Origin of the sequence: Sphingopyxis sp. (assembly GCF_016793825.1) — a bacterium.
Classification (GTDB): domain Bacteria; phylum Pseudomonadota; class Alphaproteobacteria; order Sphingomonadales; family Sphingomonadaceae; genus Sphingopyxis.
Map to the genome: position 1 here is coordinate 14376 of NZ_JAEULM010000047.1, position 13390 is coordinate 27765.

The 13390-nt window shown below is 64.6% G+C and carries 20 protein-coding genes; 11 read left to right on the plus strand and 9 right to left on the minus strand.

What is annotated here, in order from left to right; translation table 11 throughout:
* Positions 1-5: 5 nt before the first annotated feature.
* Complete coding sequence (accB, locus tag JNM03_RS16300) at positions 6-485, minus strand: acetyl-CoA carboxylase biotin carboxyl carrier protein (RefSeq protein ID WP_294038213.1); 480 nt, start codon at positions 483-485, stop codon at positions 6-8.
* Positions 486-555: 70 nt separating this feature from the next.
* Positions 556-996: a type II 3-dehydroquinate dehydratase gene (locus JNM03_RS16305; protein ID WP_294038215.1), complete on the minus strand. Its 441-nt coding sequence runs from the start codon at positions 994-996 to the stop codon at positions 556-558.
* Between the two features lie 79 nt (positions 997-1075).
* On the opposite strand from JNM03_RS16305, the gene thiS reads away from it, so the two are divergent.
* Together thiS and JNM03_RS16310 are read left to right on the plus strand one after the other, a co-directional pair.
* Positions 1076-1279 (plus strand): sulfur carrier protein ThiS, encoded by a 204-nt coding sequence (gene thiS / locus JNM03_RS18975; protein WP_367235966.1) that lies wholly within the window; start codon positions 1076-1078, stop codon positions 1277-1279.
* The gene (locus JNM03_RS16310; protein WP_367235968.1) at positions 1276-2046 is read left to right on the plus strand and encodes a bifunctional sulfur carrier protein/thiazole synthase protein; all 771 of its coding nucleotides are present in this window, start codon (positions 1276-1278) and stop codon (positions 2044-2046) included. The genes thiS and JNM03_RS16310 overlap by 4 nt, the downstream gene beginning before the upstream one ends.
* Positions 2047-2143: 97 nt before the next feature.
* On the opposite strand, the gene JNM03_RS16315 is transcribed toward JNM03_RS16310, so the two are convergent.
* Positions 2144-3532, minus strand: coding sequence for a DUF1254 domain-containing protein (locus JNM03_RS16315; protein ID WP_294038217.1), 1389 nt, complete (start codon positions 3530-3532; stop codon positions 2144-2146).
* A gap of 123 nt (positions 3533-3655) precedes the next feature.
* Here JNM03_RS16315 and JNM03_RS16320 point away from each other — a divergent pair, with 123 nt between their 5' ends.
* Both JNM03_RS16320 and JNM03_RS16325 read left to right on the plus strand, forming a co-directional pair.
* Positions 3656-4381, plus strand: coding sequence for a Crp/Fnr family transcriptional regulator (locus tag JNM03_RS16320; protein ID WP_294038218.1), 726 nt, complete (start codon positions 3656-3658; stop codon positions 4379-4381).
* A gap of 123 nt (positions 4382-4504) precedes the next feature.
* Entirely contained in the window at positions 4505-4687 is a 183-nt protein-coding gene (locus tag JNM03_RS16325; RefSeq protein WP_294038220.1) for a CsbD family protein, read from the plus strand.
* 74 nt (positions 4688-4761) lie between these two features.
* On the opposite strand, the gene JNM03_RS16330 is transcribed toward JNM03_RS16325, so the two are convergent.
* The 4 genes from JNM03_RS16330 to JNM03_RS16345 form a co-directional block, all read right to left on the minus strand.
* Positions 4762-5511, minus strand: coding sequence for a hypothetical protein (locus JNM03_RS16330; protein ID WP_294038221.1), 750 nt, complete (start codon positions 5509-5511; stop codon positions 4762-4764).
* 86 nt (positions 5512-5597) lie between these two features.
* Positions 5598-6044, minus strand: coding sequence for a DUF1330 domain-containing protein (locus JNM03_RS16335; protein ID WP_294038223.1), 447 nt, complete (start codon positions 6042-6044; stop codon positions 5598-5600).
* Positions 6041-6592: a GNAT family N-acetyltransferase gene (locus tag JNM03_RS16340; RefSeq protein ID WP_294038225.1), complete on the minus strand. Its 552-nt coding sequence runs from the start codon at positions 6590-6592 to the stop codon at positions 6041-6043. The genes JNM03_RS16335 and JNM03_RS16340 overlap by 4 nt, the downstream gene beginning before the upstream one ends.
* Before the next feature lie 219 nt (positions 6593-6811).
* Complete coding sequence (locus tag JNM03_RS16345; protein ID WP_294038227.1) at positions 6812-7207, minus strand: glycine zipper 2TM domain-containing protein; 396 nt, start codon at positions 7205-7207, stop codon at positions 6812-6814.
* 177 nt (positions 7208-7384) lie between these two features.
* On the opposite strand from JNM03_RS16345, the gene JNM03_RS16350 reads away from it, so the two are divergent.
* Complete coding sequence (locus JNM03_RS16350; protein ID WP_294038230.1) at positions 7385-7606, plus strand: hypothetical protein; 222 nt, start codon at positions 7385-7387, stop codon at positions 7604-7606.
* Between the two features lie 18 nt (positions 7607-7624).
* Positions 7625-8542, plus strand: coding sequence for an EamA family transporter RarD (gene rarD, locus JNM03_RS16355; RefSeq protein ID WP_294038231.1), 918 nt, complete (start codon positions 7625-7627; stop codon positions 8540-8542).
* A gap of 24 nt (positions 8543-8566) precedes the next feature.
* Here the strand turns inward: rarD and pyrC are convergent, their stop codons facing one another.
* Positions 8567-9589, minus strand: coding sequence for a dihydroorotase (gene pyrC, locus JNM03_RS16360; RefSeq protein ID WP_294038233.1), 1023 nt, complete (start codon positions 9587-9589; stop codon positions 8567-8569).
* A 58-nt stretch (positions 9590-9647) separates the two neighbouring features.
* On the opposite strand from pyrC, the gene JNM03_RS16365 reads away from it, so the two are divergent.
* From JNM03_RS16365 to JNM03_RS16380, 4 genes are read left to right on the plus strand one after another with little or no spacing between them, the layout of a single operon-like run.
* Positions 9648-10376, plus strand: coding sequence for a folate-binding protein (locus JNM03_RS16365; protein WP_294038235.1), 729 nt, complete (start codon positions 9648-9650; stop codon positions 10374-10376).
* Positions 10377-10408: 32 nt separating this feature from the next.
* Complete coding sequence (locus JNM03_RS16370) at positions 10409-11008, plus strand: hypothetical protein (RefSeq protein WP_294038237.1); 600 nt, start codon at positions 10409-10411, stop codon at positions 11006-11008.
* Between the two features lie 47 nt (positions 11009-11055).
* Positions 11056-11598: a TIGR02281 family clan AA aspartic protease gene (locus JNM03_RS16375; RefSeq protein WP_294038239.1), complete on the plus strand. Its 543-nt coding sequence runs from the start codon at positions 11056-11058 to the stop codon at positions 11596-11598.
* 56 nt (positions 11599-11654) lie between these two features.
* Positions 11655-12323, plus strand: a complete 669-nt coding sequence (locus JNM03_RS16380) for an MBL fold metallo-hydrolase (RefSeq protein WP_294038240.1) — start codon at positions 11655-11657, stop codon at positions 12321-12323.
* Between the two features lie 30 nt (positions 12324-12353).
* On the opposite strand, the gene JNM03_RS16385 is transcribed toward JNM03_RS16380, so the two are convergent.
* Entirely contained in the window at positions 12354-12791 is a 438-nt protein-coding gene (locus tag JNM03_RS16385) for an MAPEG family protein (RefSeq protein WP_294038242.1), read from the minus strand.
* Positions 12792-13207: 416 nt separating this feature from the next.
* Here JNM03_RS16385 and rpmF point away from each other — a divergent pair, with 416 nt between their 5' ends.
* A complete protein-coding gene (rpmF, locus tag JNM03_RS16390; RefSeq protein ID WP_053553947.1) occupies positions 13208-13384 on the plus strand; it encodes a 50S ribosomal protein L32 in 177 nt (58 codons plus the stop codon).
* Positions 13385-13390 lie beyond the last annotated feature (6 nt).

The following is a 13390-nucleotide window of genomic DNA, read 5'->3' on the forward strand; positions in this document are numbered from 1 at the left end:
TTGGCTCAGCCGATGGTGAACAGCGGCTGGTCGAATTCGACCGGCTGGCTGTTCTCGACATGCACGGCCTTCAGCGTGCCCGCAGCGGGGGCGACGATCGGGTTCATCACCTTCATCGCCTCGATGATCAGGATGGTGTCGCCGGCCTTCACGGCCGATCCGGGGGCCGCAAAGTTCGGCGCGCCGGGTTCGGGCGAAAGATAGACGGTACCGACCATCGGCGACTTCACGGCGTCGGCAAAGCTGTCGGCGGCCGGCGCCGGAGCCGCCGCGGCGGCTGGAGCGGCCGCCGGGGCCGCCACCGGCGCGGGCGCTGGCGCAAAGGCGACGGGGGCGGTGGCGATCGACACCTTGCGTGCGACGCGCACCTTACGGTCGCCGTCCTCGACCTCGATTTCGGTCAGGCTGGTGTCGTCGAGCAGTTCGGCCAGAGCACGGACATAGGCCGGATCGATATTGATGCCATCGTCTTTATGGTCACCCATGAGAATTGTTCCTGTTGTTGCGGCGTCGGTGATCCGACGCCCTGACCCCTGTTTTGATGGCGCCCTCTTGTCAGAGTCGCGCGGCGGCGTCCAGCGCCAGCGTATAGCTGTTCGCGCCATGCCCTGCAAAATGCGCGGTCGCCGCCATGCCGACATAGCTGATATGGCGGAACGCCTCGCGTTTCATCGGGTCCGACAGATGGACCTCGATCACCGGCACCTTGATCGACTTGATCGCGTCGTGGATCGCGATGGAGGTGTGGGTATAGCCGCCCGCATTGAGCAACACCGCCTTCGCGCCCGCCACATAGGCCTCGTGCAGCCAGTCGATCAGCACGCCCTCGTGGTTCGTCTGGCGGCATTCGACACGCAAGCCCAGCGTCGCGGCCTGCGCCTCCAGCCGCGCATGAATGTCGTTCAGCGTGTCGTGACCATAGATTTCGGGCTCGCGCGTACCGAGCAGGTTGAGATTGGGTCCGGAGAGGACATAGACGGTTGGAAGTTCGGACAAGGGGCGGGCTTTCGGTTGCTACGTTGCGCGCTCCCCCTATATGGGCTGCTCGGCAAAAGGCAAAGCGAGGCGGTCCAGCGTGATCTCGGTCATCCTAAACGGCGAACCCAGACAGGTGCGCGAAGGCAGCATCGCCGACCTCGTCGCGTCGCTGGGGCTCGACGTCAAAAAGGTTGCGGTCGAGTGCAACCGCGCGATCGTGCCGCGCTCGATGCTTGCCGATGTGGCGCTCGCCGAGGGTGATGCGCTGGAAATCGTTCATTTCGTAGGAGGCGGTTGTTGACCGACAATTGGAGCGTTGCCGGACGGACATTTTCGTCGCGGCTGATCGTCGGCACCGGCAAGTACAAGGATTTCGAACAGAACGCCGCCGCGGTCGAGGCGTCGGGCGCGGAAATCGTCACCGTCGCGGTGCGGCGCGTCAATGTGTCGGACCCAAGCGCGCCGATGCTGACCGACTACATCGACCCGAAAAAGATCACCTACCTGCCGAATACCGCGGGTTGCTTCAACGCCGACGACGCGATCCGTACCCTGCGCCTCGCGCGCGAGGCGGGGGGATGGGATCTGGTGAAGCTGGAAGTACTCGGCGAGGCGAAGACGCTCTATCCGAACATGCGCGAGACGCTGGAGGCGACCGAAGTGCTCGCGAAAGAGGGCTTCCTGCCGATGGTCTATTGCGTCGACGATCCGATCGCCGCGAAGCAGCTTGAGGATGCCGGCGCGGTCGCGGTCATGCCGCTCGGTGCGCCGATCGGGTCGGGGCTGGGCATCCAGAACCGCGTGACGATCCGCCTGATCGTCGAAGGGGCGTCGGTGCCGGTGCTGGTCGATGCGGGCGTCGGCACCGCGAGCGATGCGGCGGTGGCGATGGAACTCGGTTGCGACGGCGTCCTCATGAACACCGCGATCGCCGAAGCGAAGGATCCGATCCGCATGGCGCGGGCGATGAAGCTGGCGGTCGAGGCCGGGCGCGATGCCTATCTGTCGGGGCGGATGGGATTGCGGCGCTATGCCGACCCGTCGAGCCCGCTGGCCGGGCTGATTTAGTACCTTATCGTCATCCCGGCGAAGGCCGGGATCCCACCCTATCGCTATGACGCGCCGGCGAGATCCCGGCCTTCGCCGGGATGACGGCTGACGGGATTTACGGTACCCGCCTGACCGGCGGCGGAGTCCAGCTTCCGTCGGTTGCGCGGCGCTGCGGCAGGTAGAGGCGCAGGTTCATCGTGAACGGACCGGCGGGGGCGGGGAGCCAGTTGGCCTCCTTGTCGGCGCCCGGCGAGACGTTCTGGATGTAGAGGTCGAGCGATCCGTCGGCATTGAACGTCAGCTTGTCGCGGTCGCCGATCGCAAAGCGGTTGATCGGGTTCGCGACGAAGAACTGGTCGGCGCCATACATGGTCAGCGACCAGAAGGCGTCGGCGGGCGGCAACTCGTCTTTTGCGAAATGCAGCACATAGCTGGATGCGCCGGTGAACGGCTTGCCGTCGCTGTCGAGCGGGGCCATCGGATAGATCGCCTCTTCGGGAGGCAGGGCGCCGAGCCCCGCGAAACCGATGAAGGCGCGTTGCAGATAGTCGTTGCCATAAACGCCGATGTTATTGCCCATCGAACCCCAGCCGTTGCGGGTCAGCGCGATGCTCTTGCGGCGATTGACGATCCGCGGATAGGCTTCGGCGGCGGCGCGGGTGAGGCCGCGCTGGACGGCGGGATCGGCCTTCGACAGGTCGAAGCTTTGTCCGGGGACGATGCCGATCCGTTCCATGCGCAGCACGATCGCATAATCGCTGGCGTGCGGCGGGTTGCGCTTCATCACCTCGGCGAAGCTGGCGAAGAAGGCCTGCGGCGCCATCTGCGCGACCTGATCGACCGGCGGGGTCTTCATATCGACGGTTGGGTCGGGCGTTGGCGTCGCGGCGGGCGCGGACTTGCCATAAGCCGATAGCGACGCGGCTTTCAGGCCTGCCTGCAACGTGTAGACATGGGCATAGTCGGCCGGGCCATTCGTCTGGATGCGCCCGATGATCCATCCTGTTTCGGTCGGGCTGCGCACCATCCGCATCCCCTTCGGCAACGTGCCGTGCCAGGCCGGTCCGACCAGCGCGACGGTGCCGCCTTCATTGCCGGTCGTGCGCGTGCCGAGGGTCGCGAAAACATCGGTCCACATGTCCATCAGCGGAATGACGTGATAGCGACCTTGCGTGTTCGGCAGCGTCAGGATCAGCGGTTCCTTGCCGACGTCGAACCACAGCGTCGAATAGAGCGTGTCGGCATTCGGACGGACGACATCCTTGAAGGTGGCGTCGGGATAGGTTCGCATATGTCCGAACTGGTTCACTGGCGCGCGCAGGCGTCCCTCGGTGCCGCTGTTGGTCGAAACCCGCCGCGTCGTTTCCATCAGGACCAGCGGATAGGCATAGGTGTAGGCCTCGATACCGATCGTATAGGCTTCCTCTTCGCTGACTGGCGCCGCGACCGCGGGACCGGACAGGAAGGCGAAGGCGATCGCCAGAAGGGCAAGCAGGCTTTTCATCGCACGCGACTCCTGAAAGGGTGACCGGGGCGCGATAGCGGTGCGGCCACCGGCAGTCTGTCATCCTGCCGACAATCTCTTGGGAATTTCGTCGCCGGCGCCTAAAGCCGATCGGGGAGGGCGATGGCGATGGCGACGGAAGCGCAAATCTGGTCGCGCGACGAGCGCCTGGCGGTTCTTCGCCGCTGCCTGCTTTTTTCCGACTGGCCAGAGGCGCGGTTGGTCGAACTGGCGGCCATCGCACGGGCCGAATTCTATCCGCGTGGCGCCGAGGTCTTTGCCCGCGACCCTGAACGGCGCGAGGCGTTCGTGATCGCGTCGGGCGAGATCGAAATCAGCCGCGGATCGGCGGCGGGCAAGAAGTTCGTCCTCGGCATCAACGGTCCGCCCGAGATTCTCGCCATCGTCCGGTTGCTCGACGATCCGCCCATCCACTATGAGTATCGCGCCTATGAAGACAGCGTGCTGCTGCATCTGCCGACGAGGGACCTGACCGCGATTCTCGACGCTGATCCGATCCTGTGGCGGGGTATCGCGCTCTTGATGTGCGCGCGGCATGGCGACAGTCTGCGACTGCTCAACGATCATAATCTGGGTTCGCTCGACCAGCGTATGGCGGCAACGCTGGTCGGTCTCGCCCGAATGCACGGCATATCCGGTGGAAAGGGAACCGAACTGGGCTTGCGACTGCCGCAGGAGCAGCTCGGCGCGATGCTTGGCGTCACGCGGCAGAGCGTGAACAAGCTGTTGCGGGCGTTTGAGGAAGGCGGCCTGATCGCAATCGACTATAATCGGATCACGATCCGAGATCCGGCGGCGCTCGATGCGATCGCGGCGCGTGACGGTTAAGTCGAACATTAAATATCGTTCATCTCCAACGTTTTGCCGCATTCGACCGGAACATCGTCAATGCCGGATGCGTTAACGATACGGAGGCTGCCCCCGGCCTCCGTCGAGCGAAGGAGACTCCCGATGGGAGAATTGAAAGACAAGGCCAAGGGCCTTGCGAACGAGGCCGCCGGAAATGTCAAACAGGCGGTTGGCAAGGCGACGGGCAATGAACGGCTGCGCGCCGAAGGCGTCATTCAGGAGCGCGAAGGCGAGGCGCAGCAACTGAAGGGTAAGGTCGAGGGAGCCCTTGGCGACAAAATCTGACGTCCTTATCGGACATGAAAAAGGCCCCGGGTTCCCTCTCCCGGGGCCTTTTTACGGTGTCCCGCAGCTTGGGTTCATTTGCCGCCCGACGCCACCAGGTCGACGTCGGTCATGCCGCCATCGCGGCGCAGCATCACGACAAAGGCCAGATCGCCCTTCGTGCCGCCCAGCATATGCTCGTCGCCGCGCACGCGGTGATCGCTCGAATAGCCGGCGCGAACCGCCATCGTGTGATAATAGTCGAGCACCGCCTGCATCGACGCCGCCGTCTGGAAGTTGACGACGCGAATGTTGCACTTGCCGCCATCGACGCCCGCGGCTTCGCGCAGGGTCGCGCGCGGATAGAGTTTGAACGCGGCGGGCAGGCGGTCGGCCCAGGCGTTGCCATAGGTCAGCTTGGCATCGCAGCTTCCCTTCTGCTGTTCGCGGGCGAGTCCGCCGATAGTGACGGGGCGTTTCGCGGCGCAATCCTTGCCGCAATTTTCCTCGAACGGCAGGGCCTTGGGCGCGGCGAGCAATTTGCCCGCGGCTTGCGCGGCGGCGGCTTCGGCAGCGGTTGCCGCCTTGCCGCCCGCGATGCCGGGGACGCCGCCATCGACCGGCTTGTTCCCCGGCGCGGCGGCATTCCTGTTGGCCTGACCCGTGAGTTTGGGGTCGACCATGATCTTGTCTTCGAGCGCACCCTTGACCGCCGGATCGGCGTTGGTCAGCCCGTCGTCGAGCGGCGCGAGGTCGGCCTTGGCATCGGGATTGTCGCGGCACCCCGCAAGCGGTGCCGTTGCCACCAGCAAGCCGGCAACCAGCCATTTTCCCCGCACGATCATAGCTAACACTCCCTTAATATCGTACAGGGAATGCCCGATCCTGGTTAAAAAGGCGCAAATAAAATGCGTTAACAGGTAAGACTTTATTAGCCGAAAACTGTGCCGGAGCGAGACGGAATCAGCCCCGGCGCGGTCCGGATGAGGCGCGACGTTTCAACCGCGGCCTGACGGTGGACGACCGCCTGACGATAGACGGGGTCGGTCACCATTTCCATGAACGCACCGCTGTTCGGATATTCGGCGACGAACATCGCGTCCCATCTTTCCTGTGCCGGGCCGATCAGCATCGCCTCCATCGATCCGCGCCAGACGATGCTGCCGCCGACGCGCTGGAACACGGCGCCACTATCCCTGCCGTAATTGGCATAGGCTTCCGCCCCCGAAAGCCCTGCGTCGGCGAGCGGATGACCGGCGGGATAGCTCGCCTTGTCCTTGAAGCGGACTAGGTTCAGCATGTGGATCACGGTGTCGCGCGGCAACGTCTTGAAGGCGTCGAACTGCGCGCGTTCGGGGTCGATGTAATGGTCGCTCACGGCCGAAGCTCCTTGCGTCTCGTTCGCCACTCGTCGGCGGTCTGGCGCCAGGCATCGACCGGCGCGTCCTGAAAGGGCGGGGGGAGGCGGGTCGGTCCGCTGTTCACGGCGCCAAGCCGTTTTGCCAGCGCCTGCGAACGTGTGTTGGCAGGGTCGATGCAATGCATAAGGTCGGGCCATTTCAGAAATTCGACCGCAAAGTCGCAGGTGGCGATCGCGCCCTCGAACGCATAGCCCTTGCCCGCGAATTTCGCGCGCACGCCGTACGCGATTTCACGCCCCGGCCAGCCGTCGGGTTCCCATGGCCCCAACCGGCCGACCCATTCGCCCGTGTCGCGCTCGATCACGGAAAACATCGAAAAGCCGCGAATGTGCCAGGCTCCGGCGAGCGTACACCATAGCCGCCACGCCGATGCGCGCGGGCAGGCGCCGCCGATGAAGCGCATCGTATCCTCTTCGGCGCACATGGTCGCGAAACCCTCGAAGTCTTCGGCGGCGGGCGGACGCAGGATCAACCGCTCGGTGACGAGCAGGGGGCCGTTCAACATTTTTCTCTCCCGCAGCAATCAGGCCACGCTTCTGCGGGAAGAGCCCCGGCGGGGCAAGCCGGATATGATTGAGGGCGCCGGCGGTTGGACCGGCGCCCTCTCCATTACGGGGTGCAGGCGGAGGGGTCTCGAACCCACACCCGCAACGGGTTCCTGTGCTGCCTCGCGGTGCCCTGGCGGCACCGGTACTTGGCCCTTAGCGGCAGCGGTATTTGTCCTTTAGCGGCAGCGGTATTTGTCCTTGTCGATCTCGCGGCCGAGGAGCGCGCCGCCGGCGGCGCCGAGCACGGTGCCGAGCAGCTTGTCACCGTTGCCGGCGATTTCGTGGCCGGCTAGACCGCCCACGGCGCCGCCGATCAGCAGGCCGGTCGTGCCATTGTCCTTCTTGCAGCGATAACGACCGTCGTTTCCGCGCCAGATGCGGGTGTTCGAATTCACCCGTTCGTCACGCGATGCGTAATAGCGGCGATCCTTGCGCTTCTTGTAGAAATCGGCCGACGAATCGGCGTTGTGGTATCCCGGCGCCGCGCCCGAAAGCCCTGCATAAGCCGGTGCGGTGCCGGCAACGCTTGCCGCCACGAACGCGCCCATCAGGCTTTTGGTGAGGATATGCATAAAAGTCCTTTCCTGGTTTGGCGCCTTGAACCGATCAGGGATCCGGCGCTTCGAACAGAAAACGACCCGAGGCCGCAAGCCGTTGCATGAACGTGCGGCAACAAGATGAGGCGAGCCTATCCATCGACGAACCGAAAGGGCCTTGAAGGGGGACGGTGCGCGTGCGACATATCGATCATGCTGAATATCGCCTCTCTCGTCATTGGTGTCGTCGCGCTGATCCTCGCCGTGTTTGCCTTCATTCCGCTGCTTGGCTGGGCGAATTGGGTCATCGTGCCGATCGCCGTCATCGGGCTCGCACTGGGCGCCATCTCGGACAAGACCGCGGGACGGAACCTCAATATCGTCGTTATCGTGATCGGCGTCGTTCGCCTGATGCTCGGTGGCGGCATCTTCTGATCCGGACGGACCGACGTCATGACACGAGTACCGGCCCCTGAGGGGAGCCAGGAAGGCGGCTTGTCCTACGCGCTTGCCGCCTATGGCATCTGGGGTTTCGTTCCCCTCTTCTTTCGGCTGCTGGTCAGCGTGCCGCCGGTCGAGGTCCTGGCGCAGCGCATCCTGTGGTCGCTGCCGCTCTGTTTCCTCGTGATGATTTTCCGGCGGCAGATCGGCGACTATCTGGCGGCGCTGAAGGACTGGAAGGTACTGCGGCTGCTGCTGATCAGCTCGGTGCTGATCGCCGGCAACTGGCTGATCTATATCTATTCGATCTTCACCGGGCATGTGCTGGCGGCCAGCCTTGGCTATTATCTCAACCCGCTCGTCAATGTGATGCTGGGGATGGTGTTTCTCGGTGAACGGCTGTCGCGGCTGCAACTCGTGGCCGTGGCCATCGCGGCGATCGGCGTCGCGATATTGCTCGGCGGCGCGCTTGATACGCTGTGGATCAGCCTGACGCTTGCGGTCAGCTTTGGCACCTATGGGCTGATCCGCAAGATCGTCCCGGTCGGCTCGCTCCCCGGTCTGGCGATCGAGACGACGTTGCTGCTGCTGCCGGCGCTGGTCGTTTCCGTCTGGTATCTCTGGATCGACGACGGACGGGGTTTTGGATCGAATGGTTCGATCAGCCTGTTGCTGATGGCGGGGGGCGTGGTGACGGCGGTGCCGTTGCTGCTCTTTGCGACGGCGGCGCGCCGGATGAGCTATACCGCGCTTGGTTTCGTGCAATATCTGGCGCCGACCATCCAGTTCCTGCTTGGCCTGTTCGTTTTTCGCGAGCCGCTGAAGTCCGCGCAGCTTGCCTGTTTCCTGCTCATCTGGATCAGCATCGCGGTGTTCAGTTTCGACATGTGGCGCAAGGCGCGCGCCGACCGGATGATCCAGATCGCATGACGCCGGCCTTGGCCGGCGTGGCGATCAGGCCAGCCGCCAGCCCAGTGTTTCACCGGCATGGAAAGGCACGACTTCGCCGACCCGGTCGGGCACGACGGTCTCGCCGCGCTCCAGCGTGATCGTTCCGGCGTTGAGCGGCAGGCCATAGAAGGCCGGACCATGTTCGCTCGCGAATCCTTCGAATTTGTCGAGCGCGCCTTCCTCGTCGAACACCGCGACATAGCTTTCGAGCGCATGGGGTGCGTTGAATATCCCCGCGCAACCGCACGCGGCTTCCTTGGTGTGGACGGCATGCGGGGCGCTGTCGGTGCCGAGGAAGAATTTGGGAGAGCCCGACACCGCCGCTGCGCGCACCGCGAGCCGGTGCTGCTCGCGCTTGGCGACGGGCAGGCAATAGGCGTGCGGACGAATGCCGCCGACCAGCATCGCATTGCGGTTGATGTGGAGATGCTGCGGCGTGATCGTCGCGCCGACGGTTGCGGGGGCGGCTTTCACGAATTCGACCGCTTCGGCGGTGGTAATATGTTCGAAGACGATTTTCAGCGTCGGAAGCCGTCGGACCAGCGGCGCAAGCGTGCGGTCGATGAACACTGCCTCGCGGTCGAAGATGTCGACGTCGTGGTCGGTGACTTCGCCGTGGATGAGCAAAGGCATCCCGATCTCGGCCATCCGTTCGAGCACGCCCATGATGTTCGCGACGTCGGTGACACCGTGCGCGCTGCCCGTCGTCGCATGCGCGGGATAAAGCTTCGCGGCGGTGAAGACGCCTTCCGCGTGGCCGCGTGCCATTTCGTCGGCATCGCTATGGTCGGTCAGATAGGCGACGATCAGCGGCGTGAAATCATATTCGGCCGGGACTGCGGCGCGGATGCGGTCGCGGTAGGCCGCGCCTTCGCTGGCCGTCGTGACGGGCGGCGACAGGTTCGGCATGATGATCGCGCGCGCGAACTGGCGCGCGGTATAGGGCGCGACATGATCGAGCATCGCACCGTCGCGCAGATGGACGTGCCAATCGTCGGGGCGGCGGATGATCAGGCGGTCGGTCATGGAGGGACTCGTCGATAAGTGGGCTTGGCTTTGGCTGGAGCGTCCTTAGATTGTCGCCATGGCCAATACCACCCTGATCGATCGCACCCTGATCCGCCTCGCGGGCGAGGATGTCCGCGGTTTCCTGCAAGGGCTCGTCACCAACGATGTCTCGGGCAATCTGCCCGTGTGGGCGGCGCTGCTGACGCCGCAGGGCAAGGTGCTGTTCGATTTCCTGGTCTGGGGTGACGGCGACGACATATTGCTCGATTGCGAGCGCGCCGCCGCCGGCGATCTGGTGAAACGGCTGACTCTCTATCGCCTGCGCCGCGCGATCACGATCACGCGCGAGGAGGAAATGTGCGTTCACTGGGCGGGGGAAGGGGATATCGGCGTCGTCGACCCGCGCCTTTCCGACCTTGGTCAGCGCTGGCTCGCGCCCGCCGATGGCGACACCGGAGCCGACGCCATCTGGCAGGCCCGCCGGCTGGCGCTCGGCGTCACCGAAGGTCGCGCCGAACTCGGCGACGGCACGACACTCTGGCTCGAATGCAACGCCGCCGAACTGAACGGGGTGAGCTTTACGAAGGGCTGCTATGTCGGGCAGGAAAATACGGCCCGGATGAACTGGCGGCAGAAGGTCAACCGGCGGCTGGTCGTCGTGCCCATCGGCGAGGCCGACGCAAAGCGACAGGTCGTCGCCTATCCCGATCTTGGCTGGTCGGTCGAACATCTCCGGGTCGAGAGCATCGATCCGGCAACCGCGCCCGGCTGGATGCGCGAAGGGCTGGCATCGACCGGTTCATGACAGGTGCAGGCGGTTCTGATAATCAGGCCGTGATGCGTGCCCTGTCGATCTTTCCGGTCCTTGTCGCGACGACCCTGGCCGCTGCGGCGCCTGTCGCGGCCGAGACGCCGCTTGTGCCGGTCGTGCCTGAAGCCGTCGCCGAGCCTTCGCATCTCGCGCCGCTGGCCGTCGATTCGCCCTGGACCGCGCGCTTCGAAGTCGCCGCCGACACGCTGTTGCCCGCACTACGTTCGCAGGACGAAAGCCGATGGGCGCCGCTGCTTGGCGGGCAGTGGCTGGCCGAGCCCGATCGTCGGCGGATCGCCTCCCTGCTGCGGGACGAGGATGGCCCGTTCGGTCGAGCGCTTCATTCCACGGGCGCTGCGCGCCGCGCCATTCTGGGCTGGCAGCCGCCCGCGACCCTTGACGCCGCTGACCGTGCGGCGGTTGCCGCGAGGCCCGAGGCCGAAGCTATTGTTTGCTGGTCGTCGCGCGTCACGGACGAGCAATGGCCCCGGACGGCGGCCGAAGCCGACAATGCGCCCGGCCGGCCTTATGCCTGCGCGCGGATCGCCTACAGTATTCGCGGCGATGCGCCCGTCTGGCGCGCCTTTATCGATCAGCGCGCGACTGCTGCGGCCGATCGGCCCTGAACACCCATCTAACCATTCCTAAACCATCGCGTTGCTAGAATGCGCCTATGTTGGGGCGTTTCATCACTTTGGCCGCAATCCTGGCCGCAGGCTCGATCGCGGTGGGAAGCATGGCGACCCGTCAGACCGGGAACGCGGCGGCCGCCGCCGACCACAGCAACGATAACTGGACGACGCAGCCGCGCACCCATGGTGGCGGAACGGCTGCTTCGACCCGGTCGTCGTCGGGCGAAGTACGCCTCGGCCGCGCCGAGGATTCGCATTTCTATGCCGATGCCGACGTCAACGGCACGAACATCCGCATGATGGTCGACAGCGGCGCTTCGATCATCGCGCTGACGCGCCGCGATGCCGAGGCGATCGGAATCGACGTGGACCGCCTGCCGGTGGCGGGGACGGCGAAGACCGCCGGCGGCGACGTGCCGATGCGCGTCGTGATGCTCGACAGCGTCGAAGTCGACGGGATCGAGGTGCGGCGCGTCGAGGCCGCGGTGGTCGATGCCGACATGGGCGTGTCGCTGCTTGGACAGAGCTATCTTTCCAAACTCGACGCAGTGAATGTCGAAGGCGATACGATGACGCTGCGCTGAGGTTTCAGCCGGCCCCGCTCTTGCCATTCGCGCCGCATTTCCCCACATCGATCGCCATGAACGCTCCCAATCCTCCGTTGCGCGCGGCGATCGTGCCCGTCACCGCCTTTCAGCAGAACTGCACTCTGCTGTGGTGCACCGAAACCAACAAGGGCGCGCTCGTCGATCCCGGCGGCGACCTTCCAAAGCTTCGTGAAGCGATCCGCCAGACGGGTGTCGAGATCGAAAAGATTCTCGTTACCCACGGCCATATGGACCATTGCGGGCAGGCCGGCGTGTTCGCGAAGGAACTGGGCGTTCCGGTCGAGGGGCCGCATGAGGACGACCGGTTCTGGATCGAGCAGCTTGCATCGGACGGCGCGCGCTTCGGAATGGAGGGCGAACCCTTCGAGCCCGACCGTTGGCTCGTCGACGGCGACAAGGTGGCGGTCGGAAATCTCGAGATCGACGTCATCCACTGTCCCGGACATACGCCGGGCCATGTCGTCTTCCACCACGGTCCCTCGAAGCTTGCGATCGTCGGCGACGTCTTGTTCCAGGGATCGATCGGCCGCACCGATTTTCCGCGCGGCAATCATCAGCAACTTCTCGATTCGATCACGCAGAAACTGTGGCCGCTTGGCGGCGATACCATTTTCCTGCCCGGGCACGGCGCGCACAGCAGTTTCGCGCAGGAACGGCGGACCAATCCCTATGTCGGCGACAGCGCGATGGGGCAGGCCTGACCCCTCCCGCGGACGGGAGGGGAACCGGCTTTATTTCGGGACGACGATTTCGGTCTCGACAACCTTCGAGCTGAAACTGACCGGCGTCAGATAGACGACGGCGACCGCGGTGATCGCGAGGCCGAGCTGCGTCAGCATCGTGATGATCGTGCCGGCCATGCGGCCCCACCCCATGCCGTCCATGCCAAGGGCGTGGAGGATACGCCCGACCAGATAAAGCGCGCCGACACCCCACAGCCAGAACGACGACCCGATTCCCAGTTCGACGAGAGCGAGCAGGATCAGCACGAAGGCGGTGTTTTCGACGAAATTCGCGTGCGCGCGCATGCGGCGCGTCAGCGCGTCGTTGCCGCCGTCGCCGATAAAGACCTTTTCCTTGGTCCGGACGCGCCCGACGCGGATGCTGAGCCAGAGATTGAGCAGCGCCGCCCCCGCGGCGATCGTCAGGCTGATCGGCAAGATTATCATGTGGCTTCCCCCATAGCATGGGCCGGCTTTCCGGCGGTGAGCGAGATGTGGCATTGCCGCGAGGGGAGGGCAAGGCCGCTGTTTTCCGGTCGTGTCGCGCCTGGTTCGGTCGGCGGTTCCCGATATCGAGACGACATGGGACCGCGGATCCCGTCCGGGATGGTAAAGAAAGGGTCGGGGCGATGCAGGATAGTCGTTGCCTCGGGGGTTGCCTTTACGGGCGAAAACGCTATAGCCGCGCCCGATCCGGCACCCGACACCATCTGGCGTTGAGGCACTCTCCGGCGGAAGATTTTCTTGTCAAATGCGGACGGGAAAAGCCTTCGCGCGGCGGGCGGGCCAGTCGTTTCCGGTAACGGGAATGACAAGTTCGGGTTCGCCGATTCGTAGAAACATTTGATAATACAGGAAATATCATGGCCGTCCCCAAGCGAAAAACCTCGCCCTCGAAGCGCGGCATGCGTCGTAGCCACGACAGCCTGAAGGTCGAAGCCTTCCAGGAATGCCCGAACTGTGGCGAGCTGAAGCGCCCGCACAACCTTTGCAACGCCTGCGGCCATTATAATGGCCGTGAAGTGGTGGCCGGCGCTTAAGCCAAT

Coding starts and splice junctions, on each gene's coding strand:
- accB (WP_294038213.1), bottom strand. CDS start 485: ATGGGTGACCATAAAGACGATGGCATCAATATCGATCCGGCCTATGTC.
- JNM03_RS16315 (WP_294038217.1), bottom strand. CDS start 3,532: ATGAAAAGCCTGCTTGCCCTTCTGGCGATCGCCTTCGCCTTCCTGTCC.
- JNM03_RS16320 (WP_294038218.1), top strand. CDS start 3,656: ATGGCGATGGCGACGGAAGCGCAAATCTGGTCGCGCGACGAGCGCCTG.
- JNM03_RS16325 (WP_294038220.1), top strand. CDS start 4,505: ATGGGAGAATTGAAAGACAAGGCCAAGGGCCTTGCGAACGAGGCCGCC.
- JNM03_RS16330 (WP_294038221.1), bottom strand. CDS start 5,511: ATGATCGTGCGGGGAAAATGGCTGGTTGCCGGCTTGCTGGTGGCAACG.
- JNM03_RS16340 (WP_294038225.1), bottom strand. CDS start 6,592: ATGTTGAACGGCCCCCTGCTCGTCACCGAGCGGTTGATCCTGCGTCCG.
- JNM03_RS16345 (WP_294038227.1), bottom strand. CDS start 7,207: ATGCATATCCTCACCAAAAGCCTGATGGGCGCGTTCGTGGCGGCAAGC.
- JNM03_RS16350 (WP_294038230.1), top strand. CDS start 7,385: ATGCTGAATATCGCCTCTCTCGTCATTGGTGTCGTCGCGCTGATCCTC.
- rarD (WP_294038231.1), top strand. CDS start 7,625: ATGACACGAGTACCGGCCCCTGAGGGGAGCCAGGAAGGCGGCTTGTCC.
- pyrC (WP_294038233.1), bottom strand. CDS start 9,589: ATGACCGACCGCCTGATCATCCGCCGCCCCGACGATTGGCACGTCCAT.
- JNM03_RS16365 (WP_294038235.1), top strand. CDS start 9,648: ATGGCCAATACCACCCTGATCGATCGCACCCTGATCCGCCTCGCGGGC.
- JNM03_RS16370 (WP_294038237.1), top strand. CDS start 10,409: ATGCGTGCCCTGTCGATCTTTCCGGTCCTTGTCGCGACGACCCTGGCC.
- JNM03_RS16375 (WP_294038239.1), top strand. CDS start 11,056: ATGTTGGGGCGTTTCATCACTTTGGCCGCAATCCTGGCCGCAGGCTCG.
- JNM03_RS16380 (WP_294038240.1), top strand. CDS start 11,655: ATGAACGCTCCCAATCCTCCGTTGCGCGCGGCGATCGTGCCCGTCACC.
- JNM03_RS16385 (WP_294038242.1), bottom strand. CDS start 12,791: ATGATAATCTTGCCGATCAGCCTGACGATCGCCGCGGGGGCGGCGCTG.
- rpmF (WP_053553947.1), top strand. CDS start 13,208: ATGGCCGTCCCCAAGCGAAAAACCTCGCCCTCGAAGCGCGGCATGCGT.